The sequence below is a fragment of the Pseudomonas sp. GW821-FHT09D08 genome (assembly GCF_059416305.1).
Window position 1 is genome coordinate 69,595 of record NZ_JBWKOX010000007.1, and the last position, 17,844, is coordinate 87,438.

Below are 17,844 nucleotides of genomic sequence, written 5' to 3' on the forward strand. Positions count from 1 at the left end.
GGCTGCACGCCAGCAACGGCGTACCTTACGATAGTAGCGATTCACAGAACCGCTCAGCCAGTGGACAATGACGCAAAAGCCCCCCTCACAGGAGCCCCAGAATGTCCGTTCCAAAGACGATGTTTCAACTCAGCGGTCGTGGTTACGCAGCTGCCAACCTTGCCCATGCGACCCTCGTGATCATCGACGCTCAAAAGGAATACCTCAGTGGCCCGCTCGCCCTCTCCGGTATGGACGCGGCGGTCGGCAATATCAAGCAACTGGTCGCCGCCGCGCGCAACGCCGGGCGCCCGATCGTGCACGTGCGCCACCTGGGTACCGTGGGCGGCCTGTTTGACCCCCAGGGCGAGCGCGGTGAGTTCATCCCCGGCCTCGTACCTGAAGGTGACGAAACCATCATCGGCAAGCTGCTGCCCAGTGCCTTCCACGGCACCGGCCTGGAAAAACACCTGCAGGACCTCGGTTCCCTGGACCTGATCGTCTGCGGCTTCATGAGCCACTCCAGCGTCAGCACCACCGTGCGTGCCGCGAAAAACCTGGGGTTTCGCTGCACCCTGGTGGAAGACGCCTGTGCCACCCGCGACCTGCCTTACAAAGGTGGCATCCTGAGCGCCGAGCATGTGCAGCAGACCGAGATGGCCATCATGGCTGACAACTTTGCCACTCTTGCACTGACTAAAGACCTGATCTGATCGCCCTTCGGGTGAGCGGCGCGGCCTGTTGCAGGTCCCGCTCATCCGCAAAGCCCTCTCATTTGGCGCATTTACCTCGGGTACAGGAACAACCTGTGTATCTTCCGGTCGAAGGGCCGATACCCTGGAGGAAAGGTCGGAATGAAGATATCCGATGGTTTTGACGCTCGTCGCTTGCGCCCCAAGGGCCCGAGCAACTGGCGTCTGCGCCTGGTGGCCGGCATTGCCGCGCTGCTGGCGGTAGTAGGTTTGCTGTTGACCGGCGCTGGTGGCGCCGGTTTGTTTGGCCACTCGCCGGCCCTTGGCGAACTGAATGCCAGCCCTGGCGGCTCGGCGATTCTGTTGGGGATCGGGCTGCTGGTACTGTGGCTGGGCGTGTGGCTGTGGCGCCGCAGCCGTCGGAAGATGCGCCAGCCGTTGTCACTGAACATCGCCTCGCACCTGATGAAAAAGCACGACTGATGGCGCTTGGATAGCGTTTCCTGCGCCCCGGCCGCCGCGATTTAGGTAAACTGCCCGCCCTTCGCGGAGGCTGACATGCAAGACGACGATTTTTCCCTGTTCAAAAACGAGCTGCGCGGCGTCAAGCCGATCAAGCACGACCGCGCCGACACCGGCAAACCCAAGGCCGACCGCGCGCAGATCGCCAAGCTGCGCCAGGCTGCTACCGTGCGCACCGATGCCACCACCGTAGATGGTCTGTCAGACCAGTTCGTGATCGATGTCGGCCCCGAAGACGAGCTGATGTGGGCCCGCGACGGCGTACAGGAAAGCCAGATGCGCAAGCTCAAGGCCGGTCAGATCCCGTTCGAAGGCAGCCTCGACCTGCACGGCATGAACGTGGAAAAAGCCCGGGAAACCCTGTGGGCCTTCCTCGCCGAAGCCACCAAGTTCGAAATCCGCTGCGTGCGCGTCACCCATGGCAAGGCGGTGCGCTTGGACGGCAAACGGCCGATGATCAAGAGCCACGTCAACACCTGGCTGCGCCAGCATGCCCAGGTGCTCGGCTTTACCTCGTGCCAGGCCCGTCATGGGGGCGCGGGTGCGGTGTATGTGATGCTCAAGCGCACGATGATGGAAGGGCGCGACGAATAAGGAATAAAAAGCCCAGCAATTGAGCTGGGCTATTGTGGTATTGCCAGTAACGTCAGTTGTCGAAAAGTTCTTTCGCTTTTTTCTCTTTCGCCAGCGAGATCACTGCCTTTTGCATGGTGATCGCAGTATCGGCTGCGCTTCTGTAAACAGCACGTTTTTCTTCTACCGAACCACTTCGAAAAAAATCTGACATGGTGGTGGATGAATATTTTTCTACGACTTCCGTAATTTCGCCTTTCATAAGGCTACTCCGGTCAAAATTTGCTCAAGTTGATCAGGATGGTAGGGCTGTATAACGAGTTCGTCAATTTCCTCAGCCGATAGGTCGATGCCGATGTACGACGCCCCGCCATCAGTGTCCTTGATGAGAACATCGACTTGAAGACGCCCCAGAAACACACGTTTCAATCCGCACACCGTCGTTTTTGATGCATAAAACTGGCGAATGAACTCTTTGCAAGGAATGTTTCGCCCCTCAACAGTCTCCCGTGCCAACACAAATTCCCACGCCAACTCAGGCTTCTGGTAGACGTAGATAACCTGTGCAGACCGGTTTTCCTTATCAAGGGCGCGCTGGATATTTTTCCGAGCCACGGCAAAGTTGGCCAGCGTTCCGTCCAACAGGAAAGACTGACGCTGCTGATAAACCAGGTCGACGGTCCTCTCCACCATAACAGTTACGCCACGTTGAAAAAGACTGGAGTTTGCGCCTGTGTAGTCAGGAAAGTATTCCCTGAAGTCATCTGGGTCGATTCGCAATGCACTGGATCCCCCCTCCTCCATCAAGCGAATAAATGATTTGGACACTTCTGTCTTGCCGGCACCAGGCGAGCCCGCCATAAACACTGAAACCGGATAATTTTCACCTGGGTACTTAGTCAGGCAGGCAAGTTCACGGGCAATGCGGGTCCGATTTGCTTTGGCAAAGATCAGGGCGCGCTCAGAAATACTTCGCTCCAGCGGGGTCATCACGTCCTCCTCAACGGAGGCCGACTCTAACATCGGTATCGTCCGGGAATACAACTGTCGGCGCACCTACGCTACTATGTGCGCCACATCACCCGCCGCTGTCGCGCGCCGGGCAGCGCTTCACATTGGTACAGGCATACACCGTACCGTTCTGAAACCCATACGGAAACAGTCCTGTGACATTGGAACAAAACTACACCGCGATCCTCGGCCAACTCGGCGAGGACGTCTCCCGCGAGGGCCTGCTCGACACGCCCAAGCGTGCCGCCAAGGCGATGCAGTACCTTTGCCGCGGCTATGAACAGACACTCGAAGAAGTCACCAACGGTGCCTTGTTCAGCTCCGACAACAGCGAAATGGTGCTGGTCAAGGACATCGAGTTGTACTCGCTGTGCGAACACCACCTGCTGCCGTTTATCGGCAAGGCGCATGTGGCGTATATCCCGAGCGGCAAGGTGCTGGGCCTGTCGAAGGTCGCGCGGATTGTCGACATGTATGCGCGCCGCCTGCAGATCCAGGAAAACCTCAGCCGCCAGATCGCCGATGCGGTGATGCAAGTGACCGGTGCCCTGGGCGTGGCCGTGGTGATCGAAGCCAAGCACATGTGCATGATGATGCGCGGTGTGGAGAAACAGAATTCGTCGATGATCACTTCGGTGATGCTGGGTGAGTTCCGCGAAAACGCGGCCACCCGCAGTGAATTCCTCAGCCTGATCAAGTAACAGGCTGGGTAGGGAAAAACCGGCGTTCATCGCCGGTTTTTTTTCGCCTGCAAAATTGAGGTAAGCTGCGGCCCCTTCTTCATGGGCAAGAGGTTTCAGCCATGTTCGTCAAAGCACTTCGAGTGGGCCTCGGCCACGTCATCATCGCCGGCGACTTCCTTACCCGCCCGCGCAAAAAGCAGCGCCCTGCCGAACAACAGGCGCAGGTGAACGCAGCGGCCAAGGACCTGACCCTGTATCAATTCCACGCCTGCCCGTTCTGCGTGAAGACCCGCCGCACCCTGCACCGCCTGAATGTGCCGGTGGCGCTGAAGGATGCGAAGAACAACGAGCAGGACCGCCAGACCCTGCTGGAGCAAGGCGGCAAGATCAAGGTGCCGTGCCTGCGTATCGAAGAGAATGGCCAGACCACCTGGATGTATGACTCCAAGGTGATCATCGATTACCTGGACAAGCGTTTCGCCGCGATCTGACAGACCTGGGCAGATTCACTGTGGGAGGGGCAAGTCCCTCCCAGAGTTAGTCCAGTAGTGCCAAATCGAGATCGAGCAGCGCCGAGCCGAGGCACTTGCCATGGGCATCCAGTGCCAGCGAGCGGGTTACGCCGCCGCGCAATATCCCCGGCAGTACGAAGTTCAGCGCCTGCACATTCGGCAGTTCATAGCGCCGCACCGGGGCCGCGTCCGGCTCCAGCAGGCCGGCAAAAAAGTCGGCCACGCGCTCGGCGGTAAGCTGTTCACACAACAGCAGATAATCCTCGGCTCGGTAAGCAATGATCGAAATGTTCGAGGTGTCGCCCTTGTCGCCGGTACGGGAATGGGCCAGCGTGTGCAGTTTCATGCTTCGATCCTCGGGTTGACCGCGTCACGGAGCAGCAGCAATGACGCCACCGCCACCACCTGCCGTACGCTCTTGCTGGCACCGCCGCCGCCGGACGGGCCGTTGGTGTAGAGGGTTTCCACTTCATTGCCGACTCGCACCGCTTCACTGCGGTCTTCACAGCGGGCCGCCACGCGCAGGCGCACTTCCCAGGGCTCTACGCTGCTGCGCGGACCGTGCAGCGAGTCCATGCCGATCAGTTCGGCGCGTACGTCCTGCATCTTCACACCCATCAGTTGCAAACGCTTGAGTACGACATCCCGCGCCAGCTGCGCCCGTGCGACCGCGCCGGGACCGCCGTAGGACATTTGCCCTTCGCCAATCCAGCCATCCAGGTAACCGACGCTCACCTTCAACTGCTCGGGCCGTGCGCGGCCAGCAGCACCGTGGGCACGTACCCGATCAACGCCCTCCTCATCAAACCCCACCTGGGAAAAATCGGCAGTCACGTCCGGGGTGAGATACGCCGCAGGATCATGCACTTCGTAGATCAACTGCTCGGTGCAGGTGGCACGACTGACCCGCCCACCGGAGCCTGCCACCTTGGTGATCACGGCCTCACCCTCGGCATCGATTTCAGCCAACGGAAAGCCCAGGCGTGCGAGGTCATCCACATCCTTGAAACCGGGATCGGCAAAATAGCCGCCGCTGACCTGCCCGGCACACTCCAGCAGATGCCCGACCAACGTGCCGCGCCCCAGGCGCTGCCAATCATCCGCTGCCCAGCCGAACGCAAACATCTGCGGCGCCAGGAACAGCGACGGGTCGGCCACCCGCCCGGTGATCACCACATCGGCGTCGGCGCGCAAGGCATCAAGAATGCCGTCGACGCCCAGGTAGGCATTCGCGGAAATCAGTCGCTTGCCGAGTGAACCCACGGTCCGGCCGTTATCCAGTACTTGCTCGGGGCGCAAGACGTCCAGCACGTCATCGCCGACCACCGCCACCACCTTGAGGGCCAGGCCCAGCTCATGGGCAATCCGCCGCACTTCAAGCGCCGCCGACACCGGGTTGGCCGCGCCCATATTGGTGATCACCCGCAGGCGGCGGCGCCCTTCATGCTGGCCGACAAAGGGCAACACCCGGCGCATGCGCTCACTGAGCAGCGGGTCATAACCCCCCTGTGGATCGCTGATTCGTGCCTGTTGTGCCAAGGCGATGGTGCGTTCGGCCAGACACTCGAACACCAGGTAATCCAGGTCGCCCAGCTCGGCCAGTTCCACGGCAGGTTCGATACGGTCGCCGGAATAGCCGGCACCGGAACCGATGCGCAAGGTTTTCATCTCAAATCACTCCCAGGAGCAACGCGGTCAGGGTCATCAACACCGACGCGGCAAACAGAAAAGGGATGGTGAAGCGCTGGTGATCGGCCAATTCGATCTTACACAGGCCCACCAACAGGAAGGTCGCCGGGGTCAGCGGGCTGACCGGGAAACCGGTGGTGTGCACACCCAGTAACGACGCCTGGGCCACTTGCAGCGGGTCGACGCCCAGGGCCTTGCCGACTTCGGCGATCACCGGCATCACGCCGAAATAATAGGAATCGGGGTCGAACAGCATGCTCAGCGGCATGGACAAAAAGCCCACCACCGCCGGAATCAACTTGCCGTGGCCCGCCGGAATCTGCGCCACCGCCACTTCAGCGATGGCCTTGAGCATGCCGGTGCCTTGCATGATGCCGGTGAACACCCCGGCGGCGAGCAGGATACTGGCCATGGTCAGGGCGGTTTTCGCATGGGCATCGATGCGGGCGCGTTGGGCGTCCACGTTCGGGTAGTTGATGCACAGCGCTACCACGGTGCCGAGCATGAACATCACCACCGGGTCGACCCAGCCGGCGATCATCACCACCATGACCAGCACGGTCAGGATCAGGTTGACCCAGAACAGGCGGGGGCGGCGCAGCTTGATGTCGTCGTCGCTGAGCACCCGTTGCGGCACGGCGTCCACGCTGGAGCCGGCGCCCAGGCCCAGGCGTCTTTCTTCTCGCCGGCCGAGCCACCAGGCGCAGGCGAAGACGAAGATCAGCCCGACGATCTGCACCGGGATCAGCGGCTGGAACAGGTCCGCCACCGGCACGTGCAAGGCCGCCGAAGAGCGCAGCACCGGGCCGGTCCACGGCAGGAAATTGACCCCGGCGGCCATCGCGCAGACACAGGCGAGGATGCGTTTATCGATGCCCAGCCGCGTATACAACGGCAGCATCGCCGGCACCGTCACCAGAAAGGTCACGGCACCGGAACCGTCCAGGTGCACCAACAGGGCGAGGGTCGCAGTCCCAACGACAATCCGTGTAGGACGTGTCCCTACCGTGCGCAGGATGCGATCAATGATGGGATCGAGCATGCCGGCATCGGTCATGATCCCGAAAAACAGGATCGCGAACACGAACATGCCCACCACGGGGGCGACGTTCTTGATGCCGGTAATGATGAAGGCACTGGTTTGCAGGCCGAACCCACCGAGCAGCGCGGCGATGATCGGCAAGGCGATCAGGGCCACCAGTGGCGAAAGGCGTTTGCTCATGACGGCAGCGAGCAGGCACAGGATGGTAATGACACCCAGGGTTGCGAGCATGGGTTACTCCAGAGCGGCCTTGGTGGCCGGTTATTGTTTTCCCTGGAGTATTGGAAGCGCGTTACTCTTTGTAAATTGGAATGTTCAGCCAGTCATGTTCGTAAAAACAAAACGCTCGAGAACAACAACAATGAAAAATTCGATCCAGCACATTCAGGCGTTCCTTGCGGTGGCCCGCACCGGCAGCTTTATCAAGGCCGCCCATGAGCTGCATCTTTCGCCTTCGGCACTCACCGTGCAGGTGCAACAACTCGAAGACTGGCTCGGCGTCGCCCTGCTCGACCGCAGCCCCCGGCATGTGAGCATCACCGCTGCCGGCCAGGACGCGCGCGGGCCGATGGAAAAACTGCTGCTGGACCTGGACAACATCGTCACCGGCTCCCGCGACCTCGCGGCCTTGCGCCGTGGCGTGGTCACCCTCGCGGCCCTGCCGTCGGTCTGCGCCGGCGCCCTGCCCCCGGCCCTGCGTCTGTTTCGCGAGCGTTTTGCCGGGATCGAAGTACGCCTGCAGGACCTGGTGGCCCATCGCATTCATGCCCAGGTGCGCGCAGGCGAAGTGGATTTCGGTATTGGCGTACGGGCGCGGCTAAGCCATGGCCTGGAGTTCACCCCGGTGCTGAATGATCGATTGTGTGCGTTCGTACCGCTGGATCACCCCCTCGCCCACCATCGCCAATTGACCCTGGAGCAACTGGCGGACCAGCCGATCATCCTTACCGGCCGCGACAGCAGCGTACGCGAGCAAGTGGATGGGCTGTTCGATGAGACGCGGTTGACGATGAACGCCGGGATGGAGGCCAACTACATGTCGACGGTGCTGGCGCTGGTGCGTCAGGGGCTGGGGATCAGCGTACTGCCGGAGTCGGCGGCGGACAGCCTGGAGGGGTTGAAGCGCATCCATATCGATCATCCCGGGGTGAACCGCGAGATCGGCTTGATCAGTCGTAGCGGGATGGGATTGAGCCCGGCGGCGCAGCGCTGTTTCGACCTGCTGAACGATGAATTATCTGGCACGGCATCGAGCTGAATGTGGGAGGGGCAAGTCGAATCGTCGCACCGCCCTCCCACCGTTTTTGACCGTGGTGATCAGTCGAGCATGGCCACATGCCTGGGATGGCTGGCCACGCGCTTCAACCAGGCCTGCACCGCCGGGTAAGGCGTCAGGTCAAACCCACCTTCATGGGCTACATGGGTGTAGGCATACAGCGCAATATCGGCAATCGAATACTGCTCGCCCACCAGGTATGGCGTGGTTTGCAGCTGACGCTCCATGACCTTCAGAGCCTTGTAACCACGCTTGTGGGTGGTCTTGTATTCCTCCAGGCGATCTTCCGGCATGTTCAGGTAGAACTGGATAAACCGCGCCACCGCAATGTAGGGCTCATGGCTGTACTGCTCGAAAAACTGCCACTGCAGCACTTGCGTGCGCAGGCGCGGTTCGGTGGGCAGGAATTCGCTGCCATCGGCAAGGAAGTTGAGGATCGCGTTGGACTCCCACAGGCAGGTGCCATCTTCCAGTTCCAGCACCGGGATCTTGCCGTTGGGGTTCTTGGCCAGGAATTCAGGGGTCTCGGTATCGCCGTTGAGGATGTCGATATCCACCCATTGATACGGGATGCCCAGCAGGTTGAGCATCAATTTGACCTTGTAGCAGTTGCCCGACTTGTAATCGCCATAAACCTTGTACATGGGGCTCCCCTTATGCCGCTTGCGCGTGCTGTGCTTGACGGACCACCGCGGCCAGGCGTTTGAGCCCTTCGTCCAGGCGGGCCGGGTCGATATGGCTGAAATTGAGTCGCAGTGAGCCTAAATGCTGGTCCGGCTCGGAAAAGAACGGTTCACCGGGCATGAACGCGACGTCCTGATCGAGCGCAGGTGCCAACAAAGTGCGGGTATCGAGCGGCTGTTTCAAGGTCAGCCAGAAGAATAATCCGCCCTGGGGCACTTGCCAGTCGGCCAGTTCGCTGAAGTGGCGTTGTAATGCAGCCTGGAATGCGTCGCGGCGCTCGCGGTAGAAACTGCGCAGTTCCACCAGGTGTTGCTGGTATTTCTGCGTGCCGATCCACTGCATGGCCTGCCACTGGCCGACGCGATTGGTGTGCAGGTCCGCCGATTGCTTGAGCTTGAGCAGGTGCGGGAACAGGTCCGGGCTGGCGATCAGGTACCCCACGCGCAGGCCGGGCAGCAAGGTCTTGGAGACCGTGCCGGTGTAGATCCAGCTGGCTTTTTTCAAGCGGCCGACGATGGGCTGCGCACTGCCGCCGTCGAAGGTCAGCTCGCGATAGGGTTCGTCTTCGATCAGGGTCACGCCGAACTCATCGAGCAAAGCGGCGACGGCCTCGCGCTTGGCTTCGCTGTAGCGCACGGCCGAAGGGTTCTGGAACGTCGGGATCAGGTAGATGAACGCCGGGCGATGGCGTTCGAGATTGGCGCGCAGGCTGGCCAGGTCGGGACCATCGGCTTCCAGTTGCACGCTGAGGCAATCGGCGCCGAACAGCTGGAAGATCTGCAGGGCGGCCAGGTAGGTGGGGCCTTCCAGCAGGATCCTGGTGCCTTTGTCGATATACAGCTTGGCCGCCAGGTCCAGGGTTTGCTGGGAACCGCTGACCACCAGCACCTGGCTGGCCTGGCACGGCACACCCAACGCACGCGCTTCGGCGGCCAGCAGTTCACGCAACTGCGGCTCGCCTTCGCTCATGCCGTATTGGCCGATGTTGAGCGGCATGTCATCCCAGTCCAGCGCGGGCAGCATGGCCTCGGCCGGCAGGCCACCGGCGAACGACATCACTTCCGGGCGCTGGGCTGCGGCGAGGATTTCACGGATCAAGGAGCTTTTGAGGCGCGTAACACGTTCAGAGAAGGCCATAAGGTCACCGCTAGCGAAGCCTGTGGGAAATACGTCAAACTGGTTGACCGAAATTACGACAGCTTGAGCGGATACGTCAACATGCTTGACCTTAAAAACCAAAGCAGCCAGCAACAAGCCATGGAAGCGTTCTTCTTTGGTTACCAGGCGTTCACTGCCAAGGCCGATGAAATGCTTGAACGCCGTGGCCTGAGCCGGGTGCACCAGCGCATCGTGTTTTTTATCGCGCGCTACCCGGCGCTGAGCGTCAAGCAACTGCTGGAACTGCTCGGTGTGAGCAAGCAGGCGCTGAACATACCCTTGCGCCAATTGCAGGAAATGCACCTGGTGGACAGCGTCGCGTCGCAGACCGACAAGCGCAAACGCCTGCTGGAGTTGACCGAGGAAGGCCTGCGTTTCGAGCAGTCGCTGCGCCGTGAACAGGTGAAGCTGTTGCAGCGTGCCTTCGCCGAAGCGGGCGAAGAAGCGGTAAACGGTTGGCTCGCAGTCAACCAGGCACTTGCAGGCCAGCCTTGATCCTCGGTGGCGCCCTGGCTTTGCCTTTCATCCTTTTCATGCAGAAAATAGAAAACATTATTTGCTTTATTTGTATACAAAAGCATAATTCGCTTCGTGCGAGTTCCTGACCTATCGGTCAACAAAACCCGCCGGTACCTCACAGCGCCCCGCGCTGGACATAACAATAAAATGCTTGAGGAGTACTCGCTGTGGATAGCCGCAAATCCGAAGCCTCGCCGCTGGACCTTGCCCCCTCACAGAACGGCTGGCTCGAACGCCTGTTCAAACTGCGCCTGCATGGCACCACAGTGAAGACCGAGCTGATCGCCGGGCTCACCACCTTCATCACCATGGCCTACATCATCTTCGTCAACCCCAACATCATGGCCGATGCCGGCATCGATCACGGCGCTGCGTTCGTCGCCACCTGCATCGCCGCCGCGCTGGGTTGCCTGCTGATGGGCCTGTACGCCAACTGGCCGGTGGGCCTGGCGCCGGGCATGGGCCTGAATGCGTTTTTCACCTACACCGTGGTCGGCACCATGGGTTACCACTGGGAAACCGCGCTGGGTGCGGTGTTTATTTCCGGGGTGCTGTTCATGGGCCTGACCCTTTCCCGGGTGCGTGAATGGCTGCTCAACAGCATTCCGGTGAGCCTGCGCCACGCCATGGGTGCTGGTGTCGGGCTGTTCCTCGGGGTGATCGGCCTGAAAACCGCGGGCATCATCGTCGACAGCCCGGCCACCCTGATCAAGCTCGGTTCGCTGCACGAGCCGGCGCCGCTGCTGGCGGCGGTGTGTTTCCTGCTGATCGCGATCCTCAGCTACCACCGGGTGTTCGGCGCGATCCTCATCAGCATCATCGCCGTGACCCTGGCCGGCTGGGGCCTGGACCTGGTGCACTACAACGGCATTCTCTCCACACCTCCGAGCCTGGCGCCGACCTGGATGGCCATGGACATAAAAGGTGTATTCAATATCAGCATGATCAGCGTGGTATTTGCCTTCCTGTTTGTGCACATGTTTGACACTGCGGGTACACTGATGGGCGTTGCGCAACGCGCCGGGCTGGTCAACGCCGACGGCAGGATCGATAACCTGTCCCGCGCCCTCAAGGCTGACAGCGCTTCGAGTGTGTTCGGTGCCATGGTGGGCGTGCCGCCGGTGACCAGCTACGTGGAAAGCGCTGCCGGGGTGGCCGCAGGCGGCCGTACCGGGTTGACGGCGGTCACGGTCGGCGTGTTGTTTGTGGCGGCCATGTTCTTCGCACCGCTGGCGGGCATGATCCCGGCCTATGCCACCGCCGGCGCGCTGATCTATGTGGCGATGCTGATGATGGCAAGCATGGCCCACATCAATTGGGATGAGGCCACCGACAGCATCCCGGCCATCGTGACTGCGATCATGATGCCCCTGACCTTCTCGGTCGCCGACGGTATCGCCCTGGGCTTTATCACCTATGTGGCGCTCAAGGCCGGCACCGGCAAGTACCGCGAGATTTCCGTAAGCCTGTGGGTGTTGTGCGCGATCTTTATCGCCAAGTTCGTCTTTCTATAGAAAAGGAGCACGCAATGAGTCTGGAAACCTGGCTGCTGTTCAGCGGCGCTGCGCTGGTGGTGATCCTGATCCCGGGGCCGCTGTCGTTGCTGATGATCAGCAACAGCCTGAACTACGGCCTGCGCCGCTCGTACCCGGCATTTCTCGGTGGGGTGATTGCCTCGATCTGCCTGTTGAGCGCGTCGGCCCTGGGCCTGGGCGCATTGCTGCTGGCTTCGGAACAACTCTTCAGCGCGTTGAAGATCGTCGGCGCGCTCTATTTGTTCTACCTCGCCTGGCAGAGCTGGCAGCAATCGCGCCAGCCGTCCCACGGCGCGACCGTCCCGGAGGCGGCGCCGGTGCCGCGTTTTCGCGCGTTGTTCGGCCGCGCCTTTGTGCTGGGGGCCAGCAACCCCAAGGACATTCTGTTTTTCGCCGCCTTCCTGCCGCAGTTCCTCAGCAGCCAGCAGCCGTTCCTGCCGCAATTGCTGATCATGATCGCCACCTGGACGCTCCTCGACCTGCTGTGCAAACTCGCCTACGGCCTCGGCGCCCATGGTGCTGCGCGCTACCTGCGCAGCGGCAGCGGCCAACACTGGTTCAACCGCGTCAGCGCCGCGCTGTTCGGCTGCGCCGGCGTCGCCTCGCTGCTCAAGGCACGGGTGGGCTCAGTTTGACGAAGTAAACGCTGGGCGCCAGGTTCCCCAGCACCGGCCACTGGATGCCTGCGACGATCCGAACCAGGCGCTGTTCCTCCATCGCCCCGCTGACCGTGGCGGCGAGGACGGAATCCCGGTGCGAACGGATGGCTGCCTGGAGCCAGCGGTCAGTGAGCCGCTTGTTCAACGCCACCGAACCGCGCTCGAACCACTGATAGGTCACGTAGTACAGGTTGTTCGAATGGGGATGGGTGGCAACCAGTTCAGGCACGAGGATCTTGCCGCGCCGCACACGCCATTCGTGAAGGCGGAAGCCCTGCTGCTCCAGTACAGCCCTGACGGCCTCCCGCTGCAGGGTTTTGCGTGCTTCGGAGACCTGCGCACCACCGGCCTTGAGTCGCGGCGCCACGGCGACCGGCGAACTGAAATCGACACGGGTGAAACCCGGCGCCTTGCCTTCGTAGCCAATGAACAGATTGGCGCCCCGCGTTGGCGTGGGCCGCAGCAGGTTGAGCAAATCATCGGTCTGGCCCAACTTCACAGGGTTGGGGGTCAACCAGTTGTCCAGGGTGGCCCGCAGGTTGAGCAAATGGCTGGCCGTGACCGAGCGCGAGGAATCGGCCAGCTCAATCACCCTGGCAATCGCAGACGCCTGGCTTTGCCGAGTAATCCCCGGAAACGCCCTGCCCACCTGTGGCTCCAGCGGCCCGTCGAACAACGGCGCGTGCAATTGCCACTCCCCCGATGGCAGGCGCGACACCGGAATCGGCTGCTCCTGCAGCGCGCCGCCGGTCCAGCGCTCGATATCCACCTGGGCCTTTGAAACCAGCGGCTCGTTCCTGGCAATAAAGCCGAGCGTGCTTAACGGCGCGTGATCCCCCTGGTGAAGCAACCGGTAATAACCAACGCCCGATTGCGTCGCGGTGTCATACCTGGAGCCGATGTAAATAGCGTCGTAGGGAAAACCGGGCGGTTCCAGATGCACGTGAAACACCCCGGAAGCCGGTGTACTCGTCGCCTGGGCTTCAGGCACCTGGGTACGCCAACTGAACCAGTAGTCCGCCGGCGCGGAGGACTGAAGAATACGGTTGTGGGTGGCCATCGGTGCAGTGGGCGGTCGCCAGCCTGGTGCTCGGGCAGGTGCCGGCCACGGGGTGAGCGTGGCCGAACTCGGCCCGGCCACGGGTGCATCCGCCCCCAGCAGCCACTCCCGGGGCTCATGGACCGTCAGGATCAACTCATCGGTGCCCGGCGCCTGCCGGTTCTTCAGGCGGAAATACGCTTCGTCGCCACGTCGGTAAACCGGGTAGTGGTGCGTGTCGTCCACCATGAAGTACTCGCCGTGTTTGACGTAGATGCCTTTTTCGCCCGGCCCCTTCAACGCCACGGCCTCCTGCGGCGCACCCTGGGTTTTGAAACGCTCCAGGGGATTGAAGCGCGCGCCCCTCGATGGCGACGGCTCCAATGGGGCGACCCGGCCCAACGTCGAGACGCTCGCGCGGTGGATACGATTCAAGCCGGCGCCCATGGAACGGACCGCCGGGTTCGCCACAGTGCCCGGCTTCAGCTTGGGGCCGGGGAAAAACGTCAGTAACAGGTCTATCGTCAAAAACACCGTGCCAAACGCCACATCCACCGCATCGCGCGCATCACCATAGCGGTGATAACGCCGCGAGGTGAGCAGCAACTCGTACAGCTGGTTACCCAAGCTGAAAAACGGCACCACCACCGACAGCAACGCCCGCCGACGCGTGTCACGTTGCGCCTCCAGGCGCTGTTCGCGGTAGCGCTGCAGCGCCTGGCCGGACTGACTGTGCGCCTGGGCCTGGCGGTGCAACTCAAGCACCCGCGCCCGGTACAACAGGGCCTGGGCATCGGCGTGGGACGTCGGGACCCAGGCCAGCCAGTTCAGCGGGTCGCTGGCGATTTGCTCAAGCAGTTGCTGTTCAATCTCCTCGACACGCGCCGCGGGCACCAGGTGCTTGATATTGAATGAGCGAACGAAATCAGCCGCGCGCCAGAGCCCCTGCAGCATGATCGCGCCCGGCAGCAGATTACTCGGCTGAAAAAAGCCGGCTTGCGCGTGCACCGGGCCCGGGTGATGGGCGATGGCTTCAAACGCCCAGCCCGGCGCAACATGCCGGGCCAGGGCGCTGACGTAATCGGGCAACGCCCCGACACGATTGAAGTGCTCATGGGCCTCTTGCAGGCTGGCGTACTCATGAATGTGCCGCGCATCCGGCGCACTGGGCCAATAGACCACGCAGCGTTGCGACAACAGGTCGTGAATCAGCAGGATGCCGGCGATATAGCGATCGTGCTGCAGGGTATGGCCCACCAGATGCGCCACGTGCAGTTGCAACTGATCGCCGTGTGCAAGCAAATCCGCGGGCATACGGGCCGCCATTGCCGTGTTGAAAAAACGTTGTGCACTCGCGGTCAGCCCCTGCTGAATCGCCGAATGGAGATCCGCCTCGATACCCGCCTGCAAGGCCCGCCTGAGCAGCTCCGGGACACGTGCGTCGCTCAGCCGGTGCGCAGCGGCATCGGGGGCATAAAACGCACGATTGATCAAGGCTTCGTAGCGCCCGCCAATATCCAGCGAGGACACCATGCCGATCAGGTAACGCGGGGTCAGTTGCTGCCGCCAGGCCGGTTGCAGGTACTGGGCATAACGGAAGCGCCACCAGGTGGACATCATCTGCGGGTCGAGGTTGTGCAGTGCCAGTTGCAGCAGGCTCAAGCGCGAACGCTCAGTACTGGGCGCGAGGACTTCCTTGCGATCGCCGACCGTACAGCCGCTTTCCCAACCGCAGAAGCGGCCATCGACCCGGTCGGGCATTTCGATAAACGGAGTGTCGATGTCCAGTTGCGGCGGCAGGCCGTCCTCACGCAAGCGCGCAATCAAAAGGCGGCGGGCGAAGCTGTGCAGATCCGGCAAACGCTGCCCGAGGCGCTCTTCATAGGCCAGGACGCTGCCCAGGTAGCGGCTTTGCAGGTACTTGAAACGGTTGCGTTGCGCCACCGTCGCCTCGGCCAGCCAGCTCGGCAATCTGTGTTTGGCTGCCGCCGCCTTGCGCACCAGATCGACCTGGGCCCGTGCTTGAATCAGGGCATCGCTGACCGGCGCGTCGAGGTGCTTCTCCAACTCGACGGCCAACAGCAAGCGAGTCAACTGGACATCCCGGGTTTCACTGAAAATATTCGCGCTGCCCTCAAACCCGCGCTGCAGGCGCAGGTACCCCTTCATCAGCCTTTTGAGCGCAAGCAAGACAGGATTACCCTCGATGACCTCATAGCGCACCGCCAGGGTTTGATTGGCCACCTGTTCACGTATGGCGTTGCGCTGCGGCCGCTCGATGTAGCGCCACAGCACAGACCCATCACGGCTGTCGAGGCTGGCCTCGATGCCCTGGGACAAGGCTTCGAGGCTGGCAAACGTCGCCACGCCACCCTCGCGCCCCAACGCGCACAGCATCACCGGCACCCGTCGTTGCGGATCGTTGAGCGCCGTGGTGCGGGTCACCGCAAATACGCTGTGCAGAGGCTCAAAGGCGTCGGCGCTGCCCACCAGCACGGACAGCACGCGGGTATCGCTGCCGGCGCGCTTGCTGGCCAGCGGCGTATCCAGCACATCCACCAGCAGGTCGCGATGGACTGCGCGGATCAATTGCAGCCGATGCAGCAAGAGGATGTCGGCACGCAGCACAGCAGTCCACCCGTCGATGAGCGCGTTCAGGCGCCTGGCTTGACCGACGGGGCGCGCCTTCCAGAAGGCGGGGTCGAACAGTTGCAATTGCGCGCCGTGCAGCAGCGTGTGCAGGGTGTCCGCGTGCACCTTGCGCCGCTGCGCCAGCACGACGAAATCGTCAAAGGCCTGGGTATCCGCCCCGACGTCCTGGGGATCGAGCAATGCCATCAGGCCTTTTTCATACCGTTTGAGCTGTTGCAGCGCCGTGTTCACGGGCAGGTGCGCGGCGGTGCTGGCGAACAGGATTTCCTTGCGCCGCCGATGCTGATCCCAGCCCTGCAACGTCCGGCGAAGGCTGCCCAGGCGCGCCTTGCCCACCCAGTGTCGGCGCGCGCGTTCGATATAGGCGAGCAGTCGCGCGGCATTCATCTCCAGCGGCTCGCGCCTGGCGGAAAACACCTGCGCAAGGTTGATCGACATCGCACAGGCCAACTCGTTTTCCCATTGCCCCTCCAACACCGCCTGCGCGCTGTATGCCAGCGCATCGCCCCTCAATGCCACACCGCGTCCGGGCGCCGCCGCCGCGTCTTCGGGCCGGCATACCTCATGCCGGCGCCGCAGCGGCAGGCACTGCCAGAGGTCGTCGAACGAGGCGCCATTGATCAATGCCACCAGGCCACACTGCAAGTGGGCGAACGACGGATATTCGTAGTAGTTGCGGCGGGCGCCCGGCAGGTACATCACGTGCGGCCGGCCCGCCGGGTCGCCCTCGCGATAAATATGCAGGGCGCCGGGGATCGGCATCAGCCGCGGCCCCACGCCCGGCCACATCAACTCACTGGCCTGGACGCTGGCCCATGGCTCACCGGCGCGTCGGCGCGCCTCGGCCGTCGGAGCGTCCGCCAGCGCCTGGACCATGCCCATCGCCCCCTCCGACAGCTCGTCCAACTGCCGCGCCACAAAGGCCTGGTCGGCGAACTGCTGCTTGTGCAAAGCCGCCCAGCGCTCCTGGCGCGTCAGCCAGGAACCCGGCACCAGCGCCTGCCAATAGGCGCTGTGCACCTGGGCAAGTCGAGCCGAAAGGTTGAGCGCAATCACCCGGCGCAACGCCTCCAGCGGCGTAAACGGCAGCTGGCGTGCCGGTTCGGTCTTGAGGCTGACAGCCGTGAACTGATTGAGGTTGATCGGCACCGCAGGCAACACCATCAGCCGTAGCGCGCGATCGGTCAGACTGTCGACCTGCTGCGCGGCTGCCGGCGGCTTGGGTTCGGTGAAGAGCAGGCCGTCCGGGTCCAGGCCAAAGGCCTTGCGCAGCTCGGCGCGAATCACCCGCAGCACCTTGGGCGCATGCAGGATCAGGCGGGACTGGTGTTTGGCCGACTGGGCGCAGCGCAGGTCGGCAATGGCCAGCCAATTGATCAACAGGCTGGGATGGGGGCTGCGGTTGATGGACCGCGTCAGTTGGCGACGCATGGCCTGCAACGCATCGTCGTCGGTCATATCGGGATCGGTAGGTGAAGTCACGGCGGTATCTTCGTCTAGGAAAACCCTAGCCTATGCAGCGCAAACGCCCAGGGGGCGCTAGATAATTGACGGGTGCCGCGCACAAAAAAAAGCCCGCAGTGTGGGCGGGCGAAAAACCAACGAAGAGCTTGGGGGTG

17 protein-coding genes are annotated in these 17,844 nt (G+C 62.3%); 9 read left to right on the forward strand and 8 right to left on the reverse strand.

Annotated features, from left to right (window positions below; translation table 11 throughout):
- The first annotated feature begins 101 nt into the window (after positions 1-101).
- The 3 genes from AC07OP_RS14660 (at position 102) to AC07OP_RS14670 (ending at position 1,787) form a co-directional block, all read left to right on the forward strand.
- The gene (locus AC07OP_RS14660) at positions 102-692 is read left to right on the forward strand and encodes a cysteine hydrolase family protein (protein WP_495102802.1); all 591 of its coding nucleotides are present in this window, start codon (positions 102-104) and stop codon (positions 690-692) included.
- A gap of 141 nt (positions 693-833) precedes the next feature.
- Complete coding sequence (locus AC07OP_RS14665; RefSeq protein ID WP_027603931.1) at positions 834-1,154, forward strand: hypothetical protein; 321 nt, start codon at positions 834-836, stop codon at positions 1,152-1,154.
- Between the two features lie 75 nt (positions 1,155-1,229).
- Positions 1,230-1,787, forward strand: coding sequence for a Smr/MutS family protein (locus AC07OP_RS14670; protein WP_016976371.1), 558 nt, complete (start codon positions 1,230-1,232; stop codon positions 1,785-1,787).
- 52 nt (positions 1,788-1,839) lie between these two features.
- Here AC07OP_RS14670 and AC07OP_RS14675 read toward each other — a convergent pair whose 3' ends face one another.
- Positions 1,840-2,028 (reverse strand): hypothetical protein, encoded by a 189-nt coding sequence (locus AC07OP_RS14675; protein ID WP_065926615.1) that lies wholly within the window; start codon positions 2,026-2,028, stop codon positions 1,840-1,842.
- Entirely contained in the window at positions 2,025-2,756 is a 732-nt protein-coding gene (locus AC07OP_RS14680) for a zeta toxin family protein (protein WP_495102803.1), read from the reverse strand. Before AC07OP_RS14680 ends, AC07OP_RS14675 begins: the two co-directional genes overlap by 4 nt.
- Before the next feature lie 176 nt (positions 2,757-2,932).
- Between AC07OP_RS14680 and folE the strand changes: the two genes are divergently transcribed.
- Both folE and AC07OP_RS14690 read left to right on the forward strand, forming a co-directional pair.
- Positions 2,933-3,478, forward strand: coding sequence for a GTP cyclohydrolase I FolE (gene folE, locus AC07OP_RS14685; protein WP_019826593.1), 546 nt, complete (start codon positions 2,933-2,935; stop codon positions 3,476-3,478).
- 101 nt (positions 3,479-3,579) lie between these two features.
- Complete coding sequence (locus AC07OP_RS14690) at positions 3,580-3,951, forward strand: glutathione S-transferase N-terminal domain-containing protein (RefSeq protein WP_027603930.1); 372 nt, start codon at positions 3,580-3,582, stop codon at positions 3,949-3,951.
- A 46-nt stretch (positions 3,952-3,997) separates the two neighbouring features.
- Here the strand turns inward: AC07OP_RS14690 and AC07OP_RS14695 are convergent, their stop codons facing one another.
- From AC07OP_RS14695 to AC07OP_RS14705, 3 genes are read right to left on the reverse strand one after another with little or no spacing between them, the layout of a single operon-like run.
- Entirely contained in the window at positions 3,998-4,318 is a 321-nt protein-coding gene (locus tag AC07OP_RS14695) for an AtuA-related protein (protein WP_027603929.1), read from the reverse strand.
- Positions 4,315-5,640: an acyclic terpene utilization AtuA family protein gene (locus AC07OP_RS14700; protein WP_495102804.1), complete on the reverse strand. Its 1,326-nt coding sequence runs from the start codon at positions 5,638-5,640 to the stop codon at positions 4,315-4,317. The genes AC07OP_RS14695 and AC07OP_RS14700 overlap by 4 nt, the downstream gene beginning before the upstream one ends.
- 1 nt (position 5,641) lies before the next feature.
- A complete protein-coding gene (locus tag AC07OP_RS14705; RefSeq protein ID WP_495102805.1) occupies positions 5,642-6,934 on the reverse strand; it encodes a CitMHS family transporter in 1,293 nt (430 codons plus the stop codon).
- 130 nt (positions 6,935-7,064) lie between these two features.
- On the opposite strand from AC07OP_RS14705, the gene AC07OP_RS14710 reads away from it, so the two are divergent.
- Positions 7,065-7,961, forward strand: a complete 897-nt coding sequence (locus tag AC07OP_RS14710; RefSeq protein ID WP_027603926.1) for a LysR family transcriptional regulator — start codon at positions 7,065-7,067, stop codon at positions 7,959-7,961.
- 59 nt (positions 7,962-8,020) lie between these two features.
- Here the strand turns inward: AC07OP_RS14710 and AC07OP_RS14715 are convergent, their stop codons facing one another.
- Positions 8,021-8,623, reverse strand: coding sequence for a glutathione S-transferase family protein (locus AC07OP_RS14715; RefSeq protein ID WP_027603925.1), 603 nt, complete (start codon positions 8,621-8,623; stop codon positions 8,021-8,023).
- A gap of 10 nt (positions 8,624-8,633) precedes the next feature.
- Positions 8,634-9,800, reverse strand: a complete 1,167-nt coding sequence (locus AC07OP_RS14720; protein WP_495102806.1) for an aminotransferase-like domain-containing protein — start codon at positions 9,798-9,800, stop codon at positions 8,634-8,636.
- A gap of 81 nt (positions 9,801-9,881) precedes the next feature.
- Between AC07OP_RS14720 and AC07OP_RS14725 the strand changes: the two genes are divergently transcribed.
- The 3 genes from AC07OP_RS14725 to AC07OP_RS14735 all read left to right on the forward strand — a co-directional run bounded on the left by AC07OP_RS14725 (position 9,882) and on the right by AC07OP_RS14735 (position 12,510).
- Positions 9,882-10,316 carry a MarR family winged helix-turn-helix transcriptional regulator gene (locus AC07OP_RS14725; RefSeq protein WP_092355113.1) on the forward strand — a complete coding sequence of 145 codons (435 nt, stop codon included), beginning with the start codon at positions 9,882-9,884 and terminating at the stop codon, positions 10,314-10,316.
- Between the two features lie 191 nt (positions 10,317-10,507).
- Entirely contained in the window at positions 10,508-11,854 is a 1,347-nt protein-coding gene (locus AC07OP_RS14730; protein WP_495102807.1) for an NCS2 family permease, read from the forward strand.
- Positions 11,855-11,868: 14 nt separating this feature from the next.
- On the forward strand, positions 11,869-12,510 hold the full coding sequence (locus AC07OP_RS14735; protein WP_027603921.1) for a LysE family translocator: 642 nt from the start codon (positions 11,869-11,871) through the stop codon (positions 12,508-12,510).
- On the opposite strand, the gene AC07OP_RS14740 is transcribed toward AC07OP_RS14735, so the two are convergent.
- Entirely contained in the window at positions 12,485-17,707 is a 5,223-nt protein-coding gene (locus AC07OP_RS14740; protein WP_495102808.1) for a dermonecrotic toxin domain-containing protein, read from the reverse strand. The two genes, AC07OP_RS14735 and AC07OP_RS14740, sit on opposite strands and share 26 nt — an antisense overlap.
- Positions 17,708-17,844: the final 137 nt, after the last annotated feature.